This is a genomic window from Nostoc sp., from assembly GCF_036917615.1.
Taxonomy (GTDB): Bacteria; Cyanobacteriota; Cyanobacteriia; order Cyanobacteriales; family Nostocaceae; genus Nostoc.
Genome location: NZ_JBALCZ010000041.1, coordinates 19,146 through 27,095, shown reverse-complemented (window position 1 = coordinate 27,095; position 7,950 = coordinate 19,146). Strand labels below are relative to the sequence as shown.

The window sequence follows — 7,950 nt, the reverse complement described above, 5'->3', positions numbered from 1 at the left end:
TCGTTGAGTCCGTCGATGCAGATATCTATCGCGCCACTGTAAATCAGGTTTTTCAGGAAGCCGGCATCTTGGGCTTGGCCGTGTAGCTTGTCTTGGATGGCTTCAATTACGCCTTTATTACACTTTTGGGCAGGGAGATAGACAAGAATTCGCTGGGAGTTTTTGACAAGATGGCGCAAAAACATCGACTTGCCTAAACCAGAATCGCCTTCTAAGACTATTTGCCCTTTGATACTGGGTAGGGCTGTGGTGACAGGGAGGATTTCTTTGGAATTGGGAATTTTAATTCTGGACTCTGGGAAGTATGTTTTGTCATTAAAGTTATCTAAACCGGCATCGGCTAATAGAGAAGGCTGGAACGGCTCAAAGAGTTTGCGGCGCAGGAAGGGAACCCAGGTGAGGAGAAAGCCGACATAGCCGATACCGAGAATTCGGCGTACCCACGGGTTCCAGAAGAAGATGGCTTGGACTTGGGGAAATTTGGGGTAGGCAAAGATCAGAGCTAGCCAAAAGGCAGCATGAATGAGGATGGTGTTTCTGCTATTGACAAACCACCGCCACCCCTCCAGTTTGTCTATTGCTGACTGCACCGCATTAGCATTGGTGGAGTTGACTTTTTTGAGGTTGTTGTAATGGCTTTGCAGTAAGACAATATCTTGTAATTTCCAAGGAACGTTTTTGTTAGCGGCAACTTCTGAAATTTGCTTGGCTAAGTCGTTGCGTAAGCGTTCTAGTCCCTGACCACTATTCCAAACTTGCAGGAATACGTTGAGGGTTTTGACGCCTTCATCGTGTGTGAGTTTCTCAGGAACTACTTGAGGAGAGCCAAGCCATTTTAGTAGAGTTTTCACCTCCTCAGTGCCACCACTCAGGAAATAAGTTAGAAAACGCCAATTTAGATATCCTGAATAACCAGGTTCATAAAAATTATTCAGAATTACAATAACTTCCTTTAACTCCAGTTTTCTGATCTTGCCCAATGCCGATGCCGTATCATAACGAACGTTGGCGTCCATCTTTTCATCCTTGAGGAAATTGAGGATGTTAGAGACGTAGTTAGCTGCCGCTTGTCCCAGGTTGCCCAATGCTGATGCCGTACCTGAACGAATGTTGTCGAAAACCTTTTCATCCTTGAGGAAATTGAGAATGTCAGGGACGTAGTTAGCCGCCGCTTGTCCCAGGTTGCCCAATGCCGATGCCGCACCTGAACGAACGTAGGCGGAAACCTTTTCATCCTTGAGGAAATTGAGGATGTCAGGGACGTAGTTAGCTGCCGCTTGTCCCAGGTTGCCCAATGCCACTGCCGCATCATGACGAAAGCTAGCGTTCACCTTTTCATCCTTGAGGAAATTGAGGATGTCAGGGACGTAGTTAGCTGCCGCTTGTCCCAGGTTGCCCAATGCCGATGCTGCACCTGAACGAACCTTGGCGTCCATCTTTTCATCCTTGAGGATTTTGGCGATGTCAGGGACGTAGTTAGCCGCCGCTTGTCCCAGGTTGCCCAATGCCACTGCCGCACCTGAACGAACGTAGGCCTCCACCTTTTCATCCTTGAGTAAATTGAAGATGTCAGGGACGTAGTTAGCCGCCGCTTGTCCCAGGTTGCCCAATGCCAATGCCACACTATAAGGAACGTAGACGGCAATCTGAACCTGAACCTTTTCATCCTTGAGGAAATTGAGGATGTCAGGGACGTAGTTAGCCGCCGCTTGTCCCAGGTTGCACAATGCCAATGCCGCACCTGAACGAACGTTGGCGTCCATCTTTTCATCCTTGAGGATTTTGGCGATGTCAGGGATGTAGTTAGCCGCCGCTTGTCCCTGGTTGCCCAATGCCACTGCCGCACCTGAACGAACGTAGGCCTCCACCTTTTCATCCTTGAGGATTTTGGCGATGTCAGGGACGTAGTTAGCCGCCGCTTGTCCCAGGTTGCCCAATGCCACTGCCGCATCATGACGAAAGCTAGCGTTCACCTTTTCATCCTTGAGGAAATTGAGGATGTCAGGGACGTAGTTTGCCGCCGCTTGTCCCAGCTTGCCTAATGCCGATGCCGCACTTGAACGAAGGTTGGCGTCCACCTTTTCATCGTTGAGGATTTTGGCGATGTCAGGGATGTAGTTAGCCGCCGCTTGTCCCAGGTTGCCCAATGCCACTGCCGCACTTAAACGAACGTTGGCGGAAACCTTTTCATCCTTGAGGATTTTGGCGATGTCAGGGACGTAGTTAGCCGCCGCTTGTCCCAGCTTGCCCAATCCCGATGCCGCACCATAACGAACGTTGGCGTCCACCTTTTCATCCTTGAGGATTTTGGCAGCTTTTTGAGCAATTTCTTCTGGTTTCTTGCCCAAGGATTTTAAATCTTTCAGATTATATTCAGCTAATTGATCGAGAGCATATCCCTTAATTTTGTCGTATCCATCATCAAGGGCTGCTGATATACCGTCAATCTGCCACTGTTGCGGTTTGAGTTTGGGGGTTTCTTTGGCGTTAACCCAAGAGAGAGAGAGGAGAAAAGTCAGGAGTAGGGTGAAACAGAAAAGGAAAAAGAGCGAGAGCTTGCTGCTGTGGTGGGGTGTGGTGAGCATAATTGGGGGCAAAGTGGCAGATTACACGCGGCTATGGGTATAATAACAACCTTGCAATTCCTAATTCCCGATTTAGAGCCTTTAATAGTGGTGAGCGAGTATTAAAGACTCATTAATGAAGCTTTGAGGTTCATCGGCGAAGCTTTGAGGTTCATCGGCGAAGCTTTGAGGTTCATCGGCGAAGCTTTGAGGTTCATCGGCGAAGCTCTGAGGTTTATCAGCGAAGCTCTGAGGTTCATCGGCGAAGTTCTGAGGTTCATCGGCGAAGCTTTGAGGTTCATTGACCAAAAGATACATCTCGTTTTGCAAATTAGGAGACTCTTAATACGATTCGGTTAAGAGGATATTTGAAAAGTCCTCTCCTCGGTAGCAAAACGTTTTAGATCCCCCTAAATCCCCCTTAAGAAGGGGGACTTTAAGAGCTTTTTGCCCCCCTTTTTAAGGGGGGTTGGGGGGATTAAAAGCTTGTGGCACAACCCCAGAAGACTTGTGTGTACACCGTAGCATTTTAAGGGGTGCTAGGGGGGATCAGACGCTGTATCTGCTTACACACACTATCAAAGTGATTTAAAACTTGACTATTTGTAAACCTAATAATCTTTAAACCATAGCCTTCCAAAATGTTTGTTCTCTCCAGATCATAATCTTGGCCTTCATCTGTAAAATGGCTATCCCCATCAACTTCAATCACTGTTTTTAAAGTAGGACAGTAGAAATCAACTATGAAATGATTAATCGGTCGTTGTCTTAAAACCCGAAATGGAAAATTTCTCAAATATTCATACCACAGCTTTTTTTCTGCTGGGGTCATATTTTTACGAAGTTCTTTCGCTCTTTCTACAAGCTTTGGATTGTAAGGTAAATGGTGATTGCTGCTATTGAGTTTATTTGTCATATTTTCATAGTATTTATACTCCCTACCCAATACTGCTCGGTTAAGGTGTATAGTCGTTCGAGATCCCCCCTAACCCCCCTTAAAAAAGGGGGGAACCGGAGTCAAAGTCACCCTTTTTAAGGCAATAGGGTTCAGTTAACGTTTTGATCCCCCCTAACCCCCCTTAAAAAAGGGGGGAACTAGAATCAAAGTCCCCCTTTTTAAGGGGGATTTAGGGGGATCTAAAACGTTTTGCTACATCACTAAAGGCTTTTAAAAAATCCTTTAAGAATCGACAGCAGCTTTAGCAGGTTTCCTTTTAATAGCTTTAAAACGATCGCCTAATTGTTCAGCAAGAGTTTTTAACCCTGGAGTTTTCTTATCAGCTGTCTTTACGTAATCATAAACTGTCAAACTGCTGCCCATTGCTTCGCTGCCAACTGCCATTAAGGTATCATCTACTTGTTCTGTTAGTTGTCGCAATCCAATCAAAAGTTCAGTAAGCGTCGCTGCTAATTGATAATCTCGTACAAACTCATCTACATCGAAGCTGGCTGGTAAAATTTCTCGGTTAGTCTGGGCAGCAATCAGGCTAGTGTTGACAAAAGCTAGTCTTTTATCGCCCATCTTAAATAAGTTGCGTCGTTCTTCTGCACTGAGGGTAACAAGAAAAGGCATCTTTGCTTGGATAGTTGCAAAGGCTGCTTTAATTTCTTGGATATCTGCTGGGGAAAGGGAAGCGGTAATGTTTTGGTAAGCCATTGGTTATTTACCCTGGTGAATCTGTTTGTTATGATTCCCATTGGTAAATGCGATCGCACAGTCTTAAGGAATGGGGAGTGGGGAAGGTGGGGCCCCCTCTGGGAATAAGGGGTAATGGGTAATGGGGAAATTAACCTCTCTCCTAAAGGGCTACGATGTACACACAAGTCGAATTACCCCCCTTAATCCCCCCTTGTCAAGGGGGGAAACATGAAATCTAGTTCCCTCCCCTTGACAAGGGGAGGGTTAGGGAGGGGTAAAACTTACGCTTAAACCTAGCCGAGAAGCGCGATAAAATCCAAAATTGAGTGGGCATTATGGGCGCTGTGGTTTCTTACCAAAGCCATAGCGCAATATATGCTTAATCCAATTCTGGAAGTTGTCAATGTAGCTAAATATGACTGGCACTACCACCAGTGTTAGTAGGGTGGAAGTTGTGAAACCGCCGATAATCGCAATTCCCATTGGTTGGCGAACTTCAGAACCCGCGCCAATTCCTAATGCTAGGGGCAGAATCCCGGCGATCGTTGCTAGAGAAGTCATGAGAATCGGGCGCAGACGTGACACGCCCGATTCTACGAGTGCCTGACGCTGGGTTTTGCCTTCTTGGATGTTGATGATTGTATAGTCCACTAACAGAATTGAGTTTTTGGTGACAATCCCCAACAGCAGGATGATCCCAATCAGGGCATAAAGCCCCAAGGGTTTTTGGGCAAGCATCAACGTTGTTAGTGCGCCGCCTAAACAAAAGGGCAAGGCTGCCATAATCGACAATGGATGGAGGAAGTTGTTATACAGCAGCACCAGAATTGCATAGATACACATTAATGCCAGCCCTAATGCACCGCCAAAGCGACCGAAAATGTCTTGCATAATTTTGGCACTGCCTGAAGGTTGCTGTACTACTCCTGGCGGTAAGTTTTGCATCACAGGTAGTTTGTTGATTGTCTGGACTGCCTGTCCCAAAGAAATCCCTTGCAAGTTGGCTTCTACAGCAACTTGACGGGCGCGATCGTAGCGGTTGATGGTAGCAGGGCCGCTACCAAAGCGGATATCTGCAACTGCTACCAGGGGAATCAATCTGCCATTTTGACTGGGGACTTGCAGATTTGTAATTGTGTTGATGTCGGCACGCGCTTTCGGGTCGATTTGCACACGAATCGGGATTTGCCGATCGCTCAAATTAAATTTTGCCAAGTTAGCATCATTGTCGCCGATAGTGCCAAGGGAAGCAGTCCGAGCGATCGCTTGCACTGTCACCCCCAAATCTGCTGCCCGTTGCGGGTTAGGAATTACTAAAATCTCTGGTTTGACCAAACTCGCAGTCGAAGACACTTCTACCAATCCGGCTATGGATCGCATCTGCTTTTCTAGGGCATCAGCAGCTTGATTCAAGGCTTGGGGATTTTCACTTCTCAGGACAATTGATAAACCTTTGCCACTGTCACCTGGTGACTGACTTTGGAAACTAATTCTCGCTCCTGGTATTTGCTCAAAGGAAGGGCGTACTTGTTCCTCAAACTGTTTTTGGGAAATATTCCGTTCTTCTCTGGGTTTGAGATTAATCGCAAGGGTTGCAGAATTGATCTCTTCGGTTGCTAATACCCTTTCAACTACTGGGTTTTGCCGAATGATGTCAGTCGCTTGTGTGACTACCTTGTTAACGTCTTCTAAGGTGGAACCAGGAGCTAATTCTATAGATACGTTGGAAATTCCGAAGTCGCCATCATCAACGAAACCCTTGGGAATTAAGGGAACCAGCATCAGACTGGCAAGGAAGAAAGCTAAGGCGATCGCCATTGTTGTCAATCTATGGCGTAACGCCCACTCTAGGAGTGATCTATAAGGTTGAAAGCCGCGACGCTTCTGTGTTCTGAGTTTTCTGCTTCCATTCTTGCTACCTGGAAGTGTAAATTTGAAATTAAATAATTTTATTACTCCCCTGCTCCCCTGCTCCTCTGCTCCCCTGCCCCTCTGCCCCCCTACCCCTCTACTCTCCTCCTTTAAGAGATACGCCCCCATCATCGGCGTAACCATCCGCGCTACAAGAGTTGAGAAAATTGTGGAAACGGCAACGGTAACGCCAAATGGTTGGAAAAACTGCCCCGGAATCCCACCCATAAAGGCAACGGGCAGAAACACGGCAATAATCGTCGCTGAACTTGCTATTACCGCTAATCCTACTTCGTCAGAAGAATCAAAAGCAGCTGACCAAGCTGACTTGCCCATAGCCATGTGCCGTTCCATGTTTTCAATTTCCACAACGGCATCATCTACCAAGTTGCCCACCGCCAGCGCTAATGCCAACAAAGTCATGTTGTTGAGTGTGTAACCAAGGGCTTGCTGCACTGCAAAGGTAGGAATTATTGATAGTGGCAAGGCAACAGCCGTAATTAATGTTGCTCGCCAGTCCCGCAAAAACACTAAAATAACGATCACCGCCAGCACCGAAGCTTGAACCAATTCATCAATGGTGCTTTGGTAGGATTGGCGGACAATATCGGCTCTAGTAAAAATTAAATCTAGCTTGACATCTGGAGGAAGTGTTTTTTCCAGTTGTTTGACTGCTGCTTTCACTCCCTCTTCCACAGTTACCAGAACACTGCCAGTACTACGCAATACTTGAAAAGCTACCACGGGTTGATTATTCAAGCGGGCGGCTTGGCGCACGTCGCCAAATTTATCTTCTACGGTTCCCAAGCTGGATAAGGGTACGGAACCACCTTGTGGTAAGAGGATTTCGTAGGTTTTCAAAATATCCACACTGGTGGCACTCCCTAAGGTGCGGATACTTTGTTCGCTACCACCAACTTCGGCACGTCCGCCAGGTAAGTTAATGTTCAAAGCGCGGATTTGGTCGTTTACCTGGGTGGCAGTGATAGCTAGAGATTGTAAGCGGTCTGGATTAAGGTTAATCCGAATTTCTCGGTCAACCCCACCCACACGCTGAATTTGTGCCACACCACGAACTCCTAATAAGGCGCGGCTAATGGTTTGATCTACGAGGTTGCTTAATTCTTCTACAGAACGCTGATCTGATTTAACTGCGTAGGTGATCACCGGGCCGCCGGAAAATTCCAGGCGTTCCACAATTGGATCGTTGATGTCTTGGGGTAGGTCTTGGCGAATTTGAGCGATCGCATTGCGGACATCATTAGTGGCGCGATCGCTATTTGTACCCAAAATAAAATTGATTGTCGTCTGAGAATTCCCATCACTGACAGTGGAAATCATAAAATCGATATTGCCCAACCCCGCGACGGCATCTTCAATTTTTTTCGTCACTTGGGATTCTAGTTCTGCTGGGCCTGCACCCGGTTGGGTGACTTTGATCAAAACTGTTGGTACATCAATATTTGGGTTAGTATCAATCCCCAAGGATATGAAGGAGAACCAACCTATTACTGTTAAAATTAAAAATAAAACTATCGTGGGAACAGGTTTTTTAATCGACCAAGCTGAGATATTAAAGGACATCGGGAAATTTTAGATTTTAGATTTTGGACTTCGACTTACCTCGACTTCTCTGCGAGACGCTGCGCGTAGCTTGCTTCTCCGTAGGAGTACGCTCGGTACAAGTCGCTCAGTCGAACGATTTTGGATTCAACATCTGAGATCAAAGAGTCTGAATCCTCCACTGATAGCGCAGCGTAAAGTCTGCGACATAGTTTCTTTACCAGACGCTAGGCGTAGCTTGCTTCTTTGCAGGAGTACGCTTAGAGCGAGTCA

At 46.7% G+C, this 7,950-nt stretch carries 5 protein-coding genes; all 5 read right to left on the bottom strand.

Going from position 1 to position 7,950, the window contains the following annotated elements:
• Window positions 1–2,585 (bottom strand): HEAT repeat domain-containing protein (locus V7K85_RS14690; RefSeq protein ID WP_334814382.1); only part of this gene is annotated, 2,585 nt, incomplete at its 3' end.
• Between the two features lie 81 nt (window positions 2,586–2,666).
• The gene (locus V7K85_RS14685; protein WP_334814381.1) at window positions 2,667–2,882 is read right to left on the bottom strand and encodes a hypothetical protein; all 216 of its coding nucleotides are present in this window, start codon (window positions 2,880–2,882) and stop codon (window positions 2,667–2,669) included.
• Between the two features lie 211 nt (window positions 2,883–3,093).
• Window positions 3,094–3,480 (bottom strand): endonuclease domain-containing protein, encoded by a 387-nt coding sequence (locus V7K85_RS14680; RefSeq protein WP_334814380.1) that lies wholly within the window; start codon window positions 3,478–3,480, stop codon window positions 3,094–3,096.
• A 264-nt stretch (window positions 3,481–3,744) separates the two neighbouring features.
• Window positions 3,745–4,221, bottom strand: a complete 477-nt coding sequence (locus tag V7K85_RS14675) for a hypothetical protein (protein ID WP_334814379.1) — start codon at window positions 4,219–4,221, stop codon at window positions 3,745–3,747.
• Between the two features lie 315 nt (window positions 4,222–4,536).
• Window positions 4,537–7,698 (bottom strand): efflux RND transporter permease subunit, encoded by a 3,162-nt coding sequence (locus V7K85_RS14670; protein WP_334814378.1) that lies wholly within the window; start codon window positions 7,696–7,698, stop codon window positions 4,537–4,539.
• Window positions 7,699–7,950 lie beyond the last annotated feature (252 nt).

Coding starts and splice junctions, on each gene's coding strand:
- V7K85_RS14685 (WP_334814381.1), bottom strand. CDS start 2,882: ATGTATCTTTTGGTCAATGAACCTCAAAGCTTCGCCGATGAACCTCAG.
- V7K85_RS14680 (WP_334814380.1), bottom strand. CDS start 3,480: ATGACAAATAAACTCAATAGCAGCAATCACCATTTACCTTACAATCCA.
- V7K85_RS14675 (WP_334814379.1), bottom strand. CDS start 4,221: ATGGCTTACCAAAACATTACCGCTTCCCTTTCCCCAGCAGATATCCAA.
- V7K85_RS14670 (WP_334814378.1), bottom strand. CDS start 7,698: ATGTCCTTTAATATCTCAGCTTGGTCGATTAAAAAACCTGTTCCCACG.